A 17,507-nucleotide genomic window follows, 5' to 3' on the forward strand; every position below is an offset into this window, starting at 1 on the left:
CCGGGAAGGGCGACGCCGGACGCAGGGGTGAACCTGCCCGCGTCGAACGGTCCGGCCGTGCTGGTGTTCCGCACGGAACGCCCGGCGCACGTCACGGTGCTGGTGGACCAGCCGCAGGGACGCCGACCGCGCGGCTACCAACTGCACGGTACCGACGGCCCGGTGGTTGCCCGGATCCCCCTGGGCCGGTCCAAGGGCCGGACGGAGGTGGGCTTCCGGACCGAGTTCCGGGGCGCCCGGGAGCGCTGGCAGGCCGAGGTCGAGGGCCCCGATGCGATTCCCGCGTTCGACGTGCACATTGCCGGGCAGGGTTTCGACGTCGTGCACTACCAGGGCGAGGCCGGGCCGGGCATGGCGCGCCACCGAGGCAGGGGGGACGTCGTCCTCCAGGTGCTCGACGGCAGGCTCGCCGAATGGGCCACCTCCGCCAAGGGCAGGGCCGACTCCGACATCGGCTTCACCTGGCCCGGACCGGGCCACTACCAGGTGCGCGCAGCGGGCGCATGGATCCTGAGCCGCGGGCCTGACGCCTGACGAGGGCGGTCGCGATCCCCTCGTCAGAGCCAGCCCGCCCGGACCGCCTTCACACCGAACTCGAAGCGACTTCACGTACCGATGCGCTCGATCAACTCGGCAACCATGCGGCGCTCGGTGCGCAACCCGATCCCCAGCGCGCGGGCGATCGCGTCGTCCTTCGCGCCGGACGCCAACAGCCGCACCAGCTCGTGCTCCTGAGGGGGCAGGCCGCCGTTGCGCTGTGCCGCGGGCGCGCCGAGCAGGATCCATCTGCGGCCCACACGAGTGCGAACCTCTGTCCCTGTGCGGTCGGTTCAGGGCGCGGTGACGACGTTGCCGTCGTTCCGTTTCCCCGAGCCGCCGACCCGATCCGGACGTGCGTGTCTCCACGCATCCGGCTCTCCATGTGTCTTGCCCTGCGGTCAGCCCGTTCCGGCTGCCGAGTCGATGGTCCACGGAGTCGGGATACGTGCCCCGCGGTAGCGATAGCGTTCGATCACGACACTGGATGCGCCGAGGAACGTGATCTCGCCGTCGGCGAACCGCCACCCCTGATCACAGAATCTCTTCAACTGGCTGCTGGGGATGCTGTGTTTACGGCGGATCCAGATCGCAACACGGTGCCACGTGTGGTGGTCGACCGTGTCGAAGGACCGCTTCGCCGAGCCGTGGTGGAAGTAGTGCGCCCACTCTCTCAGGGTCCGGTTCAGCCCGGTCAGGAGCTGGGCCAGACTCTGGTTCTGGGTGTTTCTGTAGGTCCGCTCCGTGAGGATGCTGTACGCATTGTGATCGAGACGGGCTGGTCGATCCCGGAGGTCGCCGAGGAGCTCGGTGTTTACTCCGGAACGCTGCACAGCTGGGTGTCGCGGTGGCGGCGCAACGGCTCGGCCTCCTCCGACCGGCCCGCGCCCGCTGCCTCGGGCGGCCGGCTGCGGGACACCGAGCGCGCCGAGTCGGAGCGGCTGCGGCGGGAGATGAGCGAGAAGAACAAGCGGATAAGCGAGCTGGAGATGGAACGTGATGTCTTCAAACGCTGCATGGCCTTGTGGGTGAAGTAGCTGCGGCGGACCCGGCCCAGGTGGCCGGGGGTGATCAGCGACTGCAAGGCCGAGCAGGACACTCTGCACACCCTGAAGTGCCGTGCGCTGGGTGTGAGCGAGTCCTGGTTCTACAGGTGGCGCAACCAGCCCGTCACCGCTCGCGAGGTGCGGCGCGGGAAGCCGGCCGACGCGATCCGGAAGATCTTCGATGAGTCGGGCGGCACGTATGGCTCCCCGAAGGCATGGATCACGCTCGTGCGCCAGGGCTGGAAGGTGTCGGTGAACACTGTCGCCAGGCTCATGGCCGGACGCGAGATCCGAAGGCGCCGGGGCTGACCAGGCCGGGCCGCGGTCCCCGACCGGCGTCACGGGTGACTCCGGTCGGGCGCGACAGGGTGACGCCGGTCGGGCGCGACAGGGAGCGCGGCGAGCGATCACCGGCCGGGGCCGGTTTGTCCGCCGTCCGTGTTCCGTACGCTGGTTCCGGGCGTTCGGGGTGCTTCGACGGGTGCTTCGACGGCCGCGTCCACCAGGACGTCGGCGAGGCCGGTGTATCGGGTGGGGTCGAACAACCCGGGCAGTTCGTGGACCGGCAGGACCTGGCTCAGTTCCGGCAGGCCGGCCAGGACGGTCTGCAGGGGAAGCCCGGTGCGATGCGCTTCCTGTGAGGCCTCGGTGAGCAGTCGGCGGGCGGCTCGCTTGCCGAGGCGCGGTGCGAGGACCGCCGCGATGCGCTCGGAGACGATCTGTCCGCCCGTCAGATCGAGGTTGGTGCGCATCTGCTTGGGGTGCACCTCGATGCCCTCGATCAGCTCGACCGCGGTGTGGGTGGCGCCTCCGGCCAGCCGCATGCACTCACGGAGAAGCTGCCACTCGGCATGCCAGGCTCCGGCCGAGCGTTCGTCCTCCGCGGCCAGGCACTGGGTCAGGCCGGCTGCCATGACGGGTACTTGCAGTGCGGCGCTGCGCATGAGGGTGGCGAGTACCGGGTTGCTCTTGTGCGGCATCGCGGAGGAGGCACCTCTTCCTGCCGCCCTGGGCTCGGCGACTTCCGCCACTTCGGTCCGGGCCAGGCACTGCACGTCCACCGCGATCTTGCCGAGCGCGCCGGTGGTGAAGGACAGCGCCGCCGCGAGATCGGCGATCGGCGTGCGCAGGGCGTGCCAGGGCAGCGAGGGGACGGACAGCCCGGTTTCCTCGGCGTAGGCATCGAGGAAGCGGCCCAGGAAGTTCTTCCGGTCGAAGGAGTCCTGTGTGCCCGTCCTGTCCAGGCAGGCGTACTGGACGTAACCGGCCAGGGTGCCCGCCGCGCCCCCCAACGCGAAGGGCAGCCCGTGCGAGCGCAGCCGGGTGATCCGTTCGAGCGCGTCCAGGATGAGCGAGCGCCAGCCGGCTGCTTTGAGCCCGAACGTCGTGGGGACGGCGTGCAGGGCCAGTGTGCGGCCGGCCATCGCGGTGTCGCGGTGACGCACCGCCAGGGACGCGAGCAACTGTGCGGCCCGTGCCAGGTCGGCGTGCATGAGGCCGAGAGCCCGGTGCGCGACGAGCATGGCCGCGGTGTCGAACACGTCCTGACTGGTGGATCCGCGGTGCACGTACTCGGCTGCCGTCGGGTCGTGCGCGGCCACCGCATCGGTCAGTGCGGCGACGAGTCCCACCACCGGGTTTGCGGTCTCGCGAGCGCCGCGGGCGACCGCCGTGAGGTCAATGCCGTCCGCTCGCGCGGCCACCGTGATGGCCTTCGCGGCCGCTTCGGGCAGGACACCGATCCGGGCCTGGGCACGGGCCAGTGCCGCTTCGGCGTCCAGCATGGCCTGCAACCAGGCGCTGTCACCGACCGCCGCCTCGACGGGAGTGCCGGCACGCACGGGTGACAGCAGCCCGGAGTCGGGCGAGGCGGGGACGTTCATGCTGTGACCTCCGTGAGCTGTCCCGAGGACGCGGCGTCGTGCCGCGGAGCCGGCAGGGTCTGGCGGCCCAGCGAAGGCAGGGCCAGCACGGCGCGTGCGATGGCGTCGGAGTCGACGAGGGTGACCGAGTTGACACCGGGCCGGGTGCCCGCGGCCGTCACCCAGTGCACGGCTTCGGTGGGTACACCGAAGCCGAACACCCGGGGATGTGCCCGCCCGTGCGCGTCGACCACGCGGTACGGCCGTTCGGTGACGTCGAGACCTCCGGTCTCGTAGGTCCGCCCGCAGGCGGCCGGGATGCGGAAGGTACGGCACTGACCGGCGTCCAGCATGTGCCGCAGCAGTGGAGCTGCGGTCTGCCGCAGGTCGGCGTCGGGCAGCCGGGCCTCTATCAGGACCGCCGCGCGGAACCTCGCGCCGGGCACGGCGGTGGATTCCGCGACGAACGCGGAGTCTTCGTGATCGACCGCGATCGTCAGTCCGGGCCCCACCACGTCGAGGACACCGGCCTCCATCAGGGCGACCATCTCCTCGATCCGGCTCACCGGGGGACCGATCGACAGGAAGGCGTTCAAGCCGGTGTACCAGCCCTCGAGTTCGTCCCGGTGGGAGTCGCCGTCGAGACCGGCGTGGTCGACCACCAGCCGGATCTCGTTGCGCAGGTCGCGCAGAACATCCAGGGCGGCCTTGTGCGGGTCGCCCAGATTGCCGCCTCCGGCCCGCCGGATGTCCTGCCGGAGGTAGTCCAGGAGCCAGGCGCGGAAGTCGGCGTGGTTCGTGAAACGCCGGTCACCGTAGGGGCGTTCGACATGATCCCAGCGCCACAGGTCGCTCGCGGCGACGCCGTGGCCGAGTGCCACCGCGGCCCGCGCCTTCTCGTCGGGGGCGACGAGGAAGGCCTCGACCAGGCGCTGAGCGTCTCGGTGGCGTCCTTGTGCAGTGAGCAGCGTTTCGTAGTAGACGCTTTCCACTTCCGTGGCCACCAGGGGCCACACGGTGGTGGAGAAGTCGAGGCGGAAACCGTCCTTGCGCAGTTCGGCCAGGTCGTCGATGACCTCCTGGGTCAGCACCCTCGGCGTGTGCCGGCCGTGGGCTCCCTTCTGGTTCTCGCCCCTGGCGTGGTAGGGGATTCCGCGTCGGGAACCGGCGATCAGCCGGGGTTCGCGGCCGGACCGCCGGTAGCGCAGCCGCTCGCCGTTCCGGTCGAAGGAACCGCCCCTGCCGACCGTGAGCAGTGCCATGTGGTCGAAGAAGTTCAGGCCCAGACCGCGTAGGAGAACCGGCTGCTCCGCAGCGATGAACGATGTGTCCGTGTCCGCTGGATTGGCCGGCAGGAGGTGGGGCAGGCCGGCGGCCTTCGCCGTGCGGGCGATCCCGGGCTGCTTGCGGGACGGCACGTGGCCGAGGGCGAGGACAACCGAGTCCAGCCCGTCGAGCCGGGTGCCGTCGGCCAGTGCCACGGACAGCGGGTCCTGTCCGTTTGACCCGGATGTCCCGTCGAGTGCTGTGGCGAGGCTGCGGTGCACGGTGACGTTGACGTGCTCCGGGGCGGCGGTGACCACCTCCCGGAACGCGTCCTCGAGATAGCTGCCGTACAGCGCCCTCGTCGGATAGTCGTCGGGGCCCAGCGCGGCCGCCTCGGACAGGGTCACGTCGTCATGGCCACCCAGGATCCGCTCCAGTTCGCTCAGCGCGCCCAGGTGCCGCGCCCAGGTGTACAGGCTGGGGCCGGGCTCGATCGGGCCCTCGATGTCGACGGAGGAGTCGGTGTAGAGGGTCACCTGGGAGGCGACGGTGTTCATCAGCAGTTCGCGGGGCTGGTCGGTCCGCCAGACCTGGCCTGCTCCCGGCCGGGCGGGGTCGACCAGGTGGACCGTGACGGACGGGTGCGAGGGGCGCTGGCGTTCGTTCGCGCACAGCCGTTCCAGCACCGAGAGGCCGCGGGGTCCGGCACCGACGATGCAGACGACGAGCGGTGCAGTGCTCACAAGAATCTCCCCCAAGGGGTTGCAGCCCGGGAAGGCCGTTGCTCGTTCGCCCGGGGCGGTCCGGAGCCCGGAGACCGAGCGAGCGAGCGGAGCGGCGGAAGGTGTCGTGTCCGCTTGGCCGACGATCCGGCCGAGCGGGACGGTGGGGCCCGGCGGCGTGGCTGCCGCCATCGGGCCCCGTCCGGTGGGCGAGGTGCAGGGAACCCCGTGCCCAAGGCCGACCGGCGCGTCGGTTGGCTCGAAGCAGGGGTGCAGTGAGCCTCGCAAATGGAGCTCAAGAAACGGTTGGTAAAGCGGTCGAAGCGGGAGCCTGCCTGAGCGGTGATGCGGTGTGTCTGCCAGGAGATACCGGGAGACCCGTTTGGCCGGGCCCGGCAGGCAAATGCGTGCCGGTGCCCATGGCGGTGTGCCGAGGACGTGAACCCGCCACTTGTGCCACAGATGAATCCCGCACACTAGCGGCGTAGGCCGATTCAAGAGCGAGAAGTGGCCATACGGGCTTGATTTCAGTCTGGTTACGCAAGAGTGTTCACGTATGTTGGTAGCTACCGGAGGGGAACACGCGAAACCGCATTTTCCCGTCGTCGAACTGCCAAGGGGGAACCAGTGCGCCTCACCATGCTTTCGTCGGACCGGGTATACGAAAGCACCCGTCTGCCGGCGGAGTCCCAAGGTCCGGTTTCGATGTACTGCGGGCTGCTCGGGCCCCTGCGCATCGGGGCCGATGAAGCGGGCGATCCCGTGCGGCTCGCTCCGAAAATACGCACCGTGCTGGCGATGCTATGCCTGCACCCCGAACAAGTGGTTCCCGCCCCTGCGCTGATGCGGGAGCTGTGGTCCGACCATCCTCCCGCGAGCGGTCTGCGCACCCTGCAGACATACGTCCTCAACATCCGCAAACTATTGTCCCAGGTGGCAGACCGGGAGCCTGCCCGAGTCGCGCAGGACATGCTCGTCACCCGGGCCGGCGGCTACAGCCTGCAGAGCGCCGGAATGCGTCTGGACTGGCTGGAGTTCATCCAACTGGCCGACCAGGGCCGGACGAAACTGCGAGGCGGTGACGGTCGTACCGGTATCCGGCTGCTGGAGAAGGCGCTGCGCCTGTGGCACGGCAGTGCCTTGTCCGACGTGCCGGCCGGGTCGGTCCTGGAATCACGTCGTCTGCATCTGGAGGAGTCGCGGCTGGACGCGGTGGAAGCCTTGGTCGAAGCACGGATCGAGGCCGGGCTGCACCAGAAGGTCATTGCCGAACTCGCATCACTGACTAATGAGCACCCCTATCACGAGGGATTGCACGCCCAGTACATGCGCGTCCTCGCGCTCAACGGGCGCCGGGCTCGGGCACTGGAGGTGTTCACCCGGCTTCGAGCCCGTCTGGTGGATGACATCGGAATTGAGCCAGGTTATCCATTGCAGCAACTCCAGCTGAAAATTCTGAACTCACACACCCCCCAGACATTTACTCCTTCGGCGGCAAGCTGAACGAGAGGCATTTGATTACGTGTACCGGGTGATTCCCCGGCCTGATTCCTGGTGCTCCGGGCTCCTGCTCTGCCGGAATGACACACCATTCGCGGCGGCCTTGTGGTGCGGGTGCCGTGCCCACCCCGGTACGCGGTGGCCATCGTCCGGCGGCCACCGCGTACCTGCGCGGCATCGGTACCTTCCGGATCGGTGGGCGCCGCATGCCTTCGGCCTGGGCCCACCGGCGTATTGACCGTTCCTCGTCACGATCTCGACAGGGGTCTGCGACGGTGATCGGGCGACAGCGTGCGCCACCGACGTGCTGAGCCGTCGCACTGCACGGCCGCCCGTACCGCAGATTCTGCACTCAGGTAACGATCTCACCTGGTCGAAGGGACGTGCATGCGAAGCGGACGAGTCCCGCACGCGGTACCGGACCGACCCGCGAAGACCTCACCGGCACCGGCTCGCGACGCACGCCCCAACGAACTTGGAACCCCCGAGCACGCAGAGGATCCAGGTTCATCCGGATGAACGGAAGTGAAGACAGCGCATGACCGTCATCACCGCGGCTCACGAACTCCTCGACAGCGACGTCTACATCGACCTGCGCCCCAGCCTCGGCCTGCCACTGCACCTCAAGTGCGAGGGCTTCAACTTCGCCGGATCCATCAAGATCCAGCCGGCCGCGCGGATGGTCGAGGCGGCCCAGCGCGACGGCCTCATCACGGCGGACTCCGTTCTGATCGAGTCCTCCTCGGGCAACCTCGGCGTGGCCCTCGCCGTGATCACCGCCTCAAAGGGGCTGCGGTTCGTCTGCGTCACCGACCCCAACTGCAATTCCGCCACCGCGAGCCTGATCAGAGCGCTGGGCGCCGAGGTCGTGGTGGTGGACGAGACCGACGACACCGGTGGACACCTCGCGGCACGCAAGGCCTACGTGAGCCGCCGCTGTGCCGAAGACCCGGCCCTCGTCTGGCTCAACCAGTACGAGAATCCCGCCAATTGGATCGCCCACTACGAGACCACCGCGGCTCTGATAGCCAAGGACTTCCCCGGCCTGGAGACCCTGTTCATCGGCGCGGGCACCGGAGGAACCCTGATGGGCTGCGCCCGCTACTTCCGCGAACACCGACCAGGGGTCCGCATCATCGCCGTCGACAGCGTCGGCTCCGTGAGTTTCGCCGGTGCCCCCGGACCACGGCACATCCCCGGACTGGGGGCCAGCGCGCCGATGCCGCTGATCGACCCGGGACTCGTCGACGAGGTCATCCGCATCCATGAGATCGACACCATCCACACCTGTCGCCGGCTCGCGGCCCGCGGCATCCTCCTGGGCGGCTCCTCCGGAACGGTGATCACTGCGGCCTCCCAGTGGTTCGCCCACCACCGCGGCAACCCGCACACCGCGGTGGCCATCGCGCCGGACCTGGGGGAGCGCTACATCGACACGATCTACAACGACACCTGGGTCACGCACCACTACGGCCACGACGACCTGAACAAGATCCTGGAGACGTTTTGAGCAGCCAGGCCGGTACCCCCCCGTTCTCCGTCGTCCCAGGCAGCACCGTCCACCAGGTGCTCGACGGGCGACAACGGGAGATCATCGAACTGGTCGAGCAGGCGTACCGCCTGCACGGCGAGGGCCACACGGTGAATCCGCCGTCATACTTCCTGCGGTTCCCGGACCGGCCCACCGCCCGCATCATCGCCCTTCCCGCGTCGGTCGGCGGCGACGCCCCGGTGGACGGCCTGAAGTGGATATCCAGCTTCCCGGGCAATCTCGATCGCGGCATCCCCCGCGCCTCCGCGGTCCTGATCCTCAACGACCCGGCCACCGGCTACCCGTACGCCTGCCTCGAAAGTTCCATCATCAGCGCCGTACGCACGGCCGCCTCGGCTGCGGTCGCGGCTCGCGCGCTGGGTGAGAACAGGCCCGTCCCGCACCGCGTCGGGTATCTGGGCACGGGGCTCATCGCGCGCTACGTGCACTCCTACCTGTCCGCGCTCGGCCTACCCCCGCAGGAGTACGCCGTCCACGACGTGTCGGGCGACTACGCCCGGAGCTTCGCCGGCCACCTGGCCCGCAACACGGGTACGTCCCCGCTCGTCCTGGACTCGGCGGAAGAACTGGTCCGCTCCTGCGACCTGATCGTGTGCGCGACCACCGCGGCCACCCCCCACCTCCTCGATCCATCCCTGTTCAGCCACCACCCGCTGGTGTTGCACGTGTCACTGCGCGACCTGGGCACGGAGGTCGTCCTCGGGAGCTTCAACGTCGTCGACGACGTCGAGCACGTACTCAAGGCGAATACCTCGGTCCACCTCGCGGAACAGCGCACCGGCGGCCGGGACTTCCTCGACGGCACCCTCTACGACGTCCTCACCGGCACCCTCAAGGTGCCGGCCGACCGCACCGTGGTCTTCTCACCGTTCGGGCTCGGCGTACTCGACCTGGCGGTCGGCGCGCACGTCCACGCCCGCGCCGGCGACACCGGCCGGCTCGTCACCGTGGATGGGTTCTTCCACGACCTGGACCGACACGACTCCCCGGAGACGGAAGGTGGGCGGCGATGACCACGACACCCGATCGCACCGGTGCTCCGGCGCGGACGTGGGCCGAACTCCCCCTGGCCCCGATGGCCGTGGCCCGTGCCGGCGAACTGGCCTTGCGCAGAGCCGGAACACACGATACGGCCACCGCCGTGCTGGACCACGTCATCGGCCACGCCCAGCGCGACCCGGACCGCCCCGCCGTCGTCGACGGCGAACGCACCCTCAGCTACCGGGGCCTGCTGGGCAGGGTCGCCGCGGCGCGCGACACCCTGCACGCCGCTGGGGTGCGCGCCGGAGACGTTGTCGCGGCCGTCGGACCCCGTAGTGCCGACACCCCGGTCGTCTTCCTGGCGCTGGAGGCCCTGGGGGCCTCGTACCTGCCGCTCGATCCGGGCTGGCCGGAGGTCAGGGTCCGCGACGTCCTGGACCGCAGCGGAGCCGCGCTGCTCCTGGACTACTCCGGCGACGGCGACGGCGACGGCGACGGCACCGTGCACGCCGCACGGTCCGCCGCCGTCGCCGAGCAGGTGGCCGTTGTGCCGCTGCCGGCCGACGACGAAGGCGGTGAACTCTCGAGTCGGAGCGGCACCGACCGTTCCCGGGAGGTCCGCTACACGATCTTCACCTCGGGGACCACGGGCCGCCCCAAGGGGGCCACCGTCGAGCACCAAGGCATGCTCAACCACCTCTGGGCCAAGGTGACCGACCTGTCACTGGGGCCCGAGGACGCGGTGGCGTTCACCGCTCCGGTCGTCTTCGACATCTCCATCTGGCAGATGCTCTGTCCGCTGCTGGTCGGCGGACGAGTGGTCGTGGTCGGTGACGCGGCCCTACGGCTGCCCCGCTGGCTCACCGGCGTCCTGGACGCCGCCGCCGTCACCGTGGTGGAACTCGTGCCCACGGTCATCGGCTGGCTGGCGGACGACCTGAGCCGCCGCGAGCGCCCCGCACTGGCCTCGCTGCGGTGGCTGCTGTCCACCGGTGACGAGTTGTACCCGACCCTTGCCCAGCGTGTCCTGCTGACCCTGCCGCACGTGACGGTGGTCAACGCATACGGCCCCACGGAGTGCTCCGACGATGTCACCCACCATGTGGTGACACGGGCCGATCTGGCCAGCCCTCGGCTTCCCGTCGGCGCACCGGTCCTCGGCACCGCCCTCTACGTACTGGTCCAGGACGCGGAGGGCGCCGGCTGGAGGGCGGCCGAACCGGGGGAGAGCGGCGAGCTCTTCATCGGGGGCACCGGAGTGGGGCTGGGCTATCTCAACGATCCGGACACCACCGACCGCGTCTTCTTCCGCGACCCCTTCGACGCGGACTCCGCCACCGGCCGGCTCTACCGCTCCGGTGACCTGGCCCGCGTCGAGGGAGGACTCGTGTACTACACGGGTCGCAGCGACCGGCAGGTGAAGGTGTCCGGCGTCCGCATGGAACTGGGGGAGATCGAGGTCGTCTTGAGCCGGCATCCGGCCGTCGAGCAGTGCGCGGTCGTCGTCTCAGGGCAAGGCGAGCACGGCGAACTCGTGGCCCACTACAGCCTGCGGGCCCCCACGTCCGCGAGCGCACTGCAAGAGACGTTGAGCGGGGCACTGCCGATCGCGATGGTGCCACGGCGCTGGCGGGAGTGGGACGCACTGCCCCTGACGCACAACGGAAAGATCGACCACAGGTCGCTCCAGGCGGCCGCAGCCACCCACCGGAAGGAGGCACCATGACGAGTGCGACGGCGAAGGCGGTTGGACCCGCGCCGGACGGCGGGACCCCGGCCGAGGGGCGGGACGGTTCGACGCCGGACCTCGGGCAGCGAATCGCCGCGGTGACCCGGGCCGCCGAGGAGCATCTCGACGAAACCGAACGCGACGCGGTATTCCCCGAACACGCGCTGGCGGAGATGCGCCGCACCGGGCTGCTCGGACTGCTCGTACCGGTCGAGTACGGCGGGCTCGGCGGTACGGTCACCGATCTCGTCGACGTGAGCATGGCCCTCGGCCGAACCGACATGTCCGTGGCGATGATCCTCGCCATGCACTGCCAGCAGTCCGAGGCGATCGTCAGGTACGCCGCCTCCGGGCTGCGCGAGGAACTGCTCCGCCAACTCGCGTCCGGACACCTGTACCTGGCGTCGGTGACCACCGAACCCGGCAAGGGCGGCCACCTGTTCAGGTCGTACGCGCCTTTGCGTGAGGGCGAGGACACCCTGGAGATCAACCGGACGGCGCCGATCGTGACCGGCGGCACGGTGGCGGACGGTTTCCTGATCACGATGCGCAGCCCACAGGCCACGGCTGACCACCACGTCTCCCTGGTCTACGCCCACAGGCACCAACTGCGGGTGGAGGGTGCCGGGGTGTGGTGTCCGATGGGCATGCGCGCCAGCCACAGCGTCCCGCTGACACTGACGGGTACGATCCCCGCCCGTCAGGTGATCGGCGAACACGGCGCCTTCCACCGCATCGCCCAGTCCGTCTTCGGGCCGCTGGCCCACCTCGGCTGGTCGGCGGCCTGGCTGGGTACCGCCGCAGGCGCCCTCTCGCGCGTTCTGCGGCTGCTGCGCGACCCGGCCGGCCGTAAACGCCTCGACCTCGGCTCGGAACTGCTGATGACACGCCTGTCCCGGGCCAGAGCGCGGCTCGACACCGTCCACGCTCTGCTGCGGCGCACCGAAGCGCTCGTGGCGTCCGGTGCCGATCTGTCGGCGGCCAGCAGCCAGCTCCTGCTGAACAACCTCAAGATCACTGCCGCGGAGGAGTGCTACCGGGCCGTCGACCTGCTGGTGGACGCCGTCGGGCTCCGGCACGGCTACCTCCAGGACTCGCCGACCCGGCTGGAGAAGACGCTGCGGGACCTGCGCTCAGCCGTGCTGAACTACAGCAACGACCGACTCCACCTGGCCGATGGGCAGTTGTGTCTGCTCGATCCGGGCGTGCGTTTCGCCTGACCCTTCCCGTGCCCTGGCCCGCCGCTGCGCGGGGAGTACCGGCGAAGTACCTCCGTTTGCCGTTCGTATCTCCCGCAGCCAATTTCGGTGACCCGTTTTCCGGACGTCAATGCGATCGAATTCGTTCTTGTGTCTCCGGAAAGTAACTGTTAGCCTCGAAAAGGCGGCAAATTGCGCGGTTGATTCGCGTAAATTCCATGGACTCACCTATGTCAGCCTGCTCCTGTGGTCACGCGCCAGGAGCGAAGAAATCATCGCATCCGCACTCCACCACCAAGGAGTCCTCATGCCTGGAAACGGCTCGGAAACGACTGAGAACTGGAATACGGCGCTGCGTTACATCGCCGGACGCAAGGCGGCAGAGGAGGCTTTGGGGTTCCTTGCGCACATCACGGCGACCGTTCAGCGCGCCGCCGATATCGAAGAGGTCGTGCCGGCGGTGGCCAAGGCCTGCGTCCCCTTCCTCGGCTCCGCCCTCTCGCTGGGCACCCTCGCCACGCACTCCCGTCTCGTGGTGCAGTCGCCCGCCGAGTTCTCCACCGCGCTGGAGGGCGTGCGCTCCCTCGCGGAAGACCGTGACGAGCCGCTTGTGATCAGCGGACACGAAGGCATGGCCGGCCAGACCGATCCGGGCCATCTCGACCTGCTGCGCCAGTGGAAGGCGGAGTCGGCGGTGCGGCTTCCGCTGGTCTACCGGGGCGTGCGCGGCGGTCATCTCGTTCTGCTGCGCGGCCCCAAGCATCGCCGGGGCCAGATCGGGCCCGCCGATCTGGCGCTCGTCTCCGAGGTCGCCGACCGCGTGGCGGCGTTCAACGCGTTCGCCACGCAGCTGGCCGGGGCGGACGTCCCGCGATGACGGCGACCTGGCAGGACGTGCGCAGCTGGATTCTGCAGCGCAATCCCGAGCTCGACGAGGACAGCCTGGATCCGGAAACCGACATCATCGAATCCCGAATTGTCGACTCGTTGCAGTTCGTGGAACTGGTTCTCCATATCGAGGAATTGCGCGGTGAAATGATGGAATCCATGGACGTCGATCTGGACGCCTTTCGGACACTCAAGGATATCGAGCGTAATTTCCTTCTGCGGTAGCGGTGGGAAAGGAATCGGTGAGAGAATATGGGGGCGGCATGACGAGCGGACGGTCCATCGTGGTGCAGGGCGACGTGCGCGACACCGTCGATGCGGTGGTCTTCCTGCCGCCGGCCGGCAGTGTCACCTCGCCCTTTCTCCCGATCGGAGCACACCTGGCTGCCGCCGTTCCCGTGCTGCACTGCGAGACGCCCGGCCGCGGCCGGCTTGCGCACCAGGAGGCTCCCGCCTCCGTGGCCGCCGCCGTGGACCGGTGGGCTGACGACCTCGCCGCGACCCTGCCGGAAGGTCGCCTACACCTGTTCGGCCACAGTCTGGGGGCCCTGTTCGCCTATGAGCTGGCTGCACGGCTCGAAGGGGAACCCCGGTACGAGGTCATGAGCTTGTCGGTCTCCGGTGCCCGGGGGCCCACCAGCGCAGCGCGCACCCTGGTGACCGCGGCATTCGCGGCACTGCGCCAGAACCAGCGCAGCGCCGACACGAAGGGCGACCCGAACGGGACGTGGCTCGCCCTGGACCTGCGTATGCGGCGGCAGCACCGTGTCAGCCGGCCGTCGGTCCGGGCGCCCCTCGCCCTGTTCTGCGCGGATGCCGACCCGTTCGCCCGCTCCGCCGACATGGAGGAGTGGAAGCACTTCACCACAGGTCCGTCCCTGGGGACGTTCACCTTCCCCGGGGGACACGACTACTACCTCTTCGCCCACCTTCCGGTCGCCACGACGATCGCCGGTCTCGTCGCCGCGGCGCCCACCTCAACACATCCCTATCCGAAACCCGGTCAGTTCCCTCAGAACAGGAGTCAGACATGACGGTCGACAAGCACAGCGCGCCCACGATCGAGCAGCTGATCGACGTGGTCGGCAACAGTTCGGTCGGCATCACGGTGACCGACCGCACCGGTGCCGTCCTGCTGCACAACAAGGCACAGTCGGTCCTCATGGACGGAGAAGGCGACCACCTCGGCGGCCGGGTCCTGGTCGACGGCGTGGACGGGCTCTCCAGCCTGCTGGCACGGTTGGAGAAGGCAGGCCGGTTTGAGAACGTCAGGGTCACCTACCGCAGTGCCGACGGCCGGCAGGAGCGTGCCGCGGCCGTCAACGCCGTGGCGACCGGAAGCGGCGACCAGACCCGGATCCACTGGGTGAGCCGGCCGGAACTCGGCGAGCGGTTGCCGGTGTCCAACACCAGCAACGAGGACCCCACCTCCGACGCGGCCACCTGGATCCGCACGGTCAACGAGCGGGAGCACCCGACCCTTGCCCCCACCAAGGAGCACGAGTCGGTACTGCGCGAGTTCTACGAGCTCGCGCCGGTGGCGATCCACCTCATCGGAGCCAACGGCACCGTCATGCACGCCAACCCGGCCGACGTGGCCCTGGTCGAGTACACCTCCAGCCCCTCCGAGTACGTGGGCGGTCACATCCGCAAGATCTACGAGGACCAGGGGCTGCTCGACGACTTCCTGGCCCGCTGGGACGAGGACTCGCCGATCATCAACTTCCGGGCGAACTTCGTCACCCGGGACGGTGCCCCCAAGCCCGTACTGATCTTCTCGACGGCGCAGGCGTCCGGTGGCAACGTCTCCAACACCCGCTGCTTCGTCTTCAACGACCCCGAGCCCCAGCGCGCGCGGGACGCCGTCAGCGCCTTCGGCTGGCCGGCCTGAGGCGAGGCGTCCGGAGCCCGGGTCCGCCCGGGTTCCGGACGCATAGACCAGACCTCGACCCGACCATCCCTGGGGTGACCGTGTCCAACGTGTTGGTAATTTCGGGAAGCCCGTCACCGATGTCCAAGACCGAACTCGTCGGGGACCACGTGGCGCGGCGACTGGCCGAGTACGAGTGGCACACCGGGCACCTGAGGGTACGCACCCTGCCCGCCACACCACTGCTCCACGCACACGCGGCGCACCCGGCCATCGCCGCCGCGCTGGACCAGGTCTCGCGGGCCGACGGCATCGTGCTGGCCACACCGACGTACAAGGCGAGTTTCTCCGGACTGCTCAAGACGTTCCTCGACTTGCTGCCGCAGTACGGATTCACCCACAAGGCCGTCCTCCCCCTCGCGACCGGCGGCAGCGCCGCGCACGTCCTGGCGCTGGACTACGCGCTGCGCCCGGTGGTGCACTCCCTGGGCGCCCGGCACGTCGTACAGAGCGTCTTCGTGCTCGACAAACACGTGGTCCACGAAGACGGGAACCTGCACATCGGGCAGAGCGGCTCCGTGATGCTCGATGCGGTGATCGAGCAGTTCCGCAAGGCGCTCGTCGGAACCTCGTGACGGGTGCCGGCGCCGCCGGCACCCGCTGTCGTCGAAGCGGCGCTGCGCCGCCCCCGGCGGTACGCGGTGACCGGCTTCAGCGGACGCGAGCGGACCACGCCGTCCTCCTCCCGCTCGTTCCCGCCCCGCCCCCAGGGGCTGCGGTGCGGCGGCCCGCCCCCTACACGGAGCGGTGCCGACGGGTGGGACCGGAGCGTCCGCCGCCCCGAACGGCCGTGTCCGTGTCGCCGGCGGCACCGACCGGTGGGCCGGTGAACTTGGCCAACTGCCCCCGCTGGAGCACCACGACGGCATCGCAGCTGCACTTGCAGTATTCGAGATCACCGCCGGACGTCCGGTGACTGGACAGCAGTCGCCAGGTCGGCCGTGGCAGGGCGGCGGTGCAGCCCCATTCCCGCAGGGGGCAACAGTCGCCAGCCGGCGGCCCGTCCGGGTCGCCCGTCCCGGTGGATCGGTGAGCCCTCGGCGGTGCGGACCGGTCAGCGGCGGTCGGGCCGGGCGGGAGAGAGTGCGGCATCGGTGTCGTCTCCCTTCGTGGGCGCCGCGGTTCCGGGCCGCGGCACGGTGGGTTCGGGCAGGGTCCGGAACAGCAGCCAGCTCAGCGCCGGCATCAGGATCAAGGGGGCCAGGGCGGTGCGCAGGGAGGTCGCGTCGGCGATACCGCCGATGACGGGGCTCATCAGACCGCCGATGCTGACGGTCAGGCCGAGGGTGATCCCGCTGGCGGTGCCCATCCGCGAGGGCAGGTAGTCCTGGCCGAGGGTGACCTGGAGTGAGAACGGGACGTACAGGCCGGCCGAGGTCAGTGCCACGAACACGTACAGGGCTGGACCCGGCACGAAGACCACGCCGGCGACCGCGGCGACCGTCATCAGGTACGACCAGCGGGCGACCGTGACCCGGTCCCACCGGTTGGCCAGTGCGCCGCCCAGCACGGAGCCGACCGCGCCGCCGAGGTAGAGCACGAACAGTGCCGCGGTCCCCGCGGCGGTGCTGCCATCCATGCGCTGCTTTGCATACAAAGAGATGAACGTGCTCAGGCCGATGAAGACGATCGAGCGGCACACCACGGCCAGCGACAGCTTCACGAACGACCCCTTGTCGTCGTTCCCGGCCGCACCCGCCGGACCGGCCCCCGAGGCCTGCCGCTGTCCCAGAGCACGCAGCACGGGCAGACACAAGGTGCTGCCGGCGAGCGCAGGCAGCACCAGCAGCGGTGTCAGACGCAGCCCGCCGGTGGCCACGACCGCGGTGACCAAGAGCGGGGCCAGCGCGAAACCGAGGTTGCCGCCCAGCGAAAACCAGCTCATGGCGCTGTGGCTGCCTTGGCTGGCGAGCCGTGCGACCCGGGCGGACTCGGGGTGGTAGGCGGCCACACCGACGCCGGAGATCGCCACGAACACGAGAGTGAGCCCGTACGAACCGCTCACCCCGCTCAGAGCGATGCCCACACCGCCCAGCAGCGTGCTCACCGGCAGCAGCCACGGCATCGCCCACCGGTCGGTAAGGACACCGAACACCGGCTGGGCCACCGATGACAGCAAGGAGGCGGCCAACACGATGCCGGAGACGGCGGCGTAGCTGTAGGCGCGCTCGGCCACGAAGAACGGGACCAAGGACGCCACGGCGCCCTGGTAGACGTCGACACAGGCGTGCCCCACGGACAACAGGGTGATCGATGTATTCCTTCGCACCTCGTCATGATCTGAGCCCGCAACCG

18 protein-coding genes are annotated in these 17,507 nt (G+C 69.5%); 13 read left to right on the forward strand and 5 right to left on the reverse strand.

All coding sequences use genetic code 11. The features are described from left to right. Positions 1–27: 27 nt before the first annotated feature. Complete coding sequence (locus LK06_RS29145; protein ID WP_043435201.1) at positions 28–534, forward strand: hypothetical protein; 507 nt, start codon at positions 28–30, stop codon at positions 532–534. Between the two features lie 71 nt (positions 535–605). On the opposite strand, the gene LK06_RS29150 is transcribed toward LK06_RS29145, so the two are convergent. Continuing rightward, positions 606–797 carry a helix-turn-helix domain-containing protein gene (locus LK06_RS29150; RefSeq protein WP_043435205.1) on the reverse strand — a complete coding sequence of 64 codons (192 nt, stop codon included), beginning with the start codon at positions 795–797 and terminating at the stop codon, positions 606–608. A 141-nt stretch (positions 798–938) separates the two neighbouring features. Further along, the gene (locus LK06_RS35380) at positions 939–1,370 is read right to left on the reverse strand and encodes a group II intron maturase-specific domain-containing protein (protein WP_107430831.1); all 432 of its coding nucleotides are present in this window, start codon (positions 1,368–1,370) and stop codon (positions 939–941) included. On the opposite strand from LK06_RS35380, the gene LK06_RS32840 reads away from it, so the two are divergent. Further along, positions 1,257–1,574, forward strand: a complete 318-nt coding sequence (locus LK06_RS32840; protein WP_043435223.1) for a transposase — start codon at positions 1,257–1,259, stop codon at positions 1,572–1,574. The two genes, LK06_RS35380 and LK06_RS32840, sit on opposite strands and share 114 nt — an antisense overlap. Positions 1,575–1,604: 30 nt before the next feature. Next, positions 1,605–1,892 carry an IS3 family transposase gene (locus tag LK06_RS29160; RefSeq protein ID WP_159025350.1) on the forward strand — a complete coding sequence of 96 codons (288 nt, stop codon included), beginning with the start codon at positions 1,605–1,607 and terminating at the stop codon, positions 1,890–1,892. Positions 1,893–1,990: 98 nt separating this feature from the next. Here the strand turns inward: LK06_RS29160 and LK06_RS29165 are convergent, their stop codons facing one another. Further along, positions 1,991–3,466, reverse strand: coding sequence for a nitrosuccinate lyase (locus tag LK06_RS29165; protein ID WP_078859051.1), 1,476 nt, complete (start codon positions 3,464–3,466; stop codon positions 1,991–1,993). Continuing rightward, complete coding sequence (locus LK06_RS29170; protein ID WP_043407507.1) at positions 3,463–5,454, reverse strand: FAD/NAD(P)-binding protein; 1,992 nt, start codon at positions 5,452–5,454, stop codon at positions 3,463–3,465. Before LK06_RS29170 ends, LK06_RS29165 begins: the two co-directional genes overlap by 4 nt. A 606-nt stretch (positions 5,455–6,060) precedes the next feature. Here LK06_RS29170 and LK06_RS29175 point away from each other — a divergent pair. The 10 genes from LK06_RS29175 to ssuE all read left to right on the forward strand — a co-directional run bounded on the left by LK06_RS29175 (position 6,061) and on the right by ssuE (position 15,787). Continuing rightward, positions 6,061–6,936: an AfsR/SARP family transcriptional regulator gene (locus LK06_RS29175; RefSeq protein ID WP_052269714.1), complete on the forward strand. Its 876-nt coding sequence runs from the start codon at positions 6,061–6,063 to the stop codon at positions 6,934–6,936. A 535-nt stretch (positions 6,937–7,471) separates the two neighbouring features. Next, complete coding sequence (sbnA, locus tag LK06_RS29180) at positions 7,472–8,443, forward strand: 2,3-diaminopropionate biosynthesis protein SbnA (RefSeq protein ID WP_039648658.1); 972 nt, start codon at positions 7,472–7,474, stop codon at positions 8,441–8,443. Continuing rightward, the gene (sbnB, locus tag LK06_RS29185) at positions 8,440–9,498 is read left to right on the forward strand and encodes a 2,3-diaminopropionate biosynthesis protein SbnB (protein WP_039648659.1); all 1,059 of its coding nucleotides are present in this window, start codon (positions 8,440–8,442) and stop codon (positions 9,496–9,498) included. Before sbnA ends, sbnB begins: the two co-directional genes overlap by 4 nt. Beyond that, positions 9,495–11,192 carry an amino acid adenylation domain-containing protein gene (locus tag LK06_RS29190; RefSeq protein ID WP_052319046.1) on the forward strand — a complete coding sequence of 566 codons (1,698 nt, stop codon included), beginning with the start codon at positions 9,495–9,497 and terminating at the stop codon, positions 11,190–11,192. The genes sbnB and LK06_RS29190 overlap by 4 nt, the downstream gene beginning before the upstream one ends. Then, entirely contained in the window at positions 11,189–12,415 is a 1,227-nt protein-coding gene (locus LK06_RS29195; RefSeq protein WP_078859052.1) for an acyl-CoA dehydrogenase family protein, read from the forward strand. Before LK06_RS29190 ends, LK06_RS29195 begins: the two co-directional genes overlap by 4 nt. A 286-nt stretch (positions 12,416–12,701) precedes the next feature. Further along, positions 12,702–13,271, forward strand: a complete 570-nt coding sequence (locus LK06_RS29200; protein WP_039648660.1) for a GAF domain-containing protein — start codon at positions 12,702–12,704, stop codon at positions 13,269–13,271. Further along, entirely contained in the window at positions 13,268–13,507 is a 240-nt protein-coding gene (locus tag LK06_RS29205; protein ID WP_039648661.1) for a phosphopantetheine-binding protein, read from the forward strand. Before LK06_RS29200 ends, LK06_RS29205 begins: the two co-directional genes overlap by 4 nt. Positions 13,508–13,545: 38 nt before the next feature. Next, on the forward strand, positions 13,546–14,316 hold the full coding sequence (locus tag LK06_RS29210) for a thioesterase II family protein (protein ID WP_039648662.1): 771 nt from the start codon (positions 13,546–13,548) through the stop codon (positions 14,314–14,316). Continuing rightward, positions 14,313–15,173 carry a nitrogen regulation protein NR(II) gene (locus tag LK06_RS29215; RefSeq protein ID WP_043407505.1) on the forward strand — a complete coding sequence of 287 codons (861 nt, stop codon included), beginning with the start codon at positions 14,313–14,315 and terminating at the stop codon, positions 15,171–15,173. The genes LK06_RS29210 and LK06_RS29215 overlap by 4 nt, the downstream gene beginning before the upstream one ends. Positions 15,174–15,253: 80 nt before the next feature. After that, positions 15,254–15,787 carry an NADPH-dependent FMN reductase gene (gene ssuE, locus LK06_RS29220; RefSeq protein ID WP_039648704.1) on the forward strand — a complete coding sequence of 178 codons (534 nt, stop codon included), beginning with the start codon at positions 15,254–15,256 and terminating at the stop codon, positions 15,785–15,787. Positions 15,788–16,266: 479 nt separating this feature from the next. On the opposite strand, the gene LK06_RS29230 is transcribed toward ssuE, so the two are convergent. Further along, complete coding sequence (locus LK06_RS29230) at positions 16,267–17,481, reverse strand: MFS transporter (protein WP_039648665.1); 1,215 nt, start codon at positions 17,479–17,481, stop codon at positions 16,267–16,269. Positions 17,482–17,507 lie beyond the last annotated feature (26 nt).

It is taken from the genome of Streptomyces pluripotens, assembly GCF_000802245.2.
Classification (GTDB): Bacteria; Actinomycetota; Actinomycetes; order Streptomycetales; family Streptomycetaceae; genus Streptomyces; species Streptomyces pluripotens.